This window comes from Halogranum amylolyticum (assembly GCF_900110465.1).
Taxonomy (GTDB): Archaea; Halobacteriota; Halobacteria; order Halobacteriales; family Haloferacaceae; genus Halogranum; species Halogranum amylolyticum.
In genome coordinates, this window is the sequence record NZ_FODV01000061.1 from 1 (window position 1) to 1,108 (window position 1,108).

1 rRNA gene is annotated in these 1,108 nt (G+C 57.5%); it reads right to left on the minus strand.

Features of this window, described 5'->3' with window-relative positions:
- Window positions 1-118: 118 nt before the first annotated feature.
- Window positions 119-1,108 (minus strand): 16S ribosomal RNA (locus BSG17_RS25815); the annotation flags it as partial.

Sequence of the window (1,108 nt, forward strand, 5' to 3'; positions counted from 1 at the left end):
TGTCAGCCTTGATAGTTCGTAGGTGCCCGATCGGGCGCTCGGTCGTCGATGAACTTGGTTCGTCTTACCACCTATGACTGTGAAGTGAGCCAGGCACGTCGGCCTGGTCTCGTTCGTTAGGAGGTGATCCAGCCGCAGATTCCCCTACGGCTACCTTGTTACGACTTAAGCCCCCTTGCGAAGCCCAGATTCGACGCTCGTTGCGAGCGCCTCATCCGGACCTCACTCGGGTGCTTTGACGGGCGGTGTGTGCAAGGAGCAGGGACGTATTCACCGCGCCCTTCTGAGACGCGATTACTACCGAATCCAGCTTCATGAGGGTGAGTTTCAACCCTCAATCCGAACTACGACCGGGTTTCTGAGATTACCATCCGCTTTCGCGGTAGGAACCCATTGTCCCGACCATTGTAGCCCGCGTGTAGCCCAGCACATTCGGGGCATACTGACCTACCGTTGCCCGTTCCTTCCTCCGCTTTAGCAGCGGCAGTCCTCCTAATGTACCCATCCACGCGAACGTGATGCTGGCAATTAGGAGTGCGGGTCTCGCTCGTTGCCTGACTTAACAGGACGCCTCACGGTACGAGCTGACGGCGGCCATGCACCTCCTCTCTGTAGCTCTAAGTAGAGGTCATCAACCTGACTTTCATTGCTACAGTCGATGCTGGTGAGATGTCCGGCGTTGAGTCCAATTAAACCGCAGGCTCCTCCGGTTGTAGTGCTCCCCCGCCAATTCCTTTAAGTTTCATCCTTGCGGACGTACTTCCCAGGCGGCCAATTTATCGGCTTCCCTACGGCACAGCACCGACTCGTAGTCGGTGCCACACCTAATCGGCATTGTTTACGGCTGGGACTACCCGGGTATCTAATCCGGTTCGAGACCCCAGCTTTCGTCCCTCACTGTCGGATCCGTCTTCTCGAGGTGCTTTCGCCATCGGCGGTCCGTCCAGGATTACGGGATTTCACTCCTACCCCGGACGTACCCCTCGAGCCTTCCGGTCCCAAGCCACGTGGTTTTCGCCGGACGCCCATCCGTTGAGCGGATGGATTTCCCGACGAACCTACGCGGCCAGCTACGGACGCTTTAGGCCCAATAATATCGGTCATCACT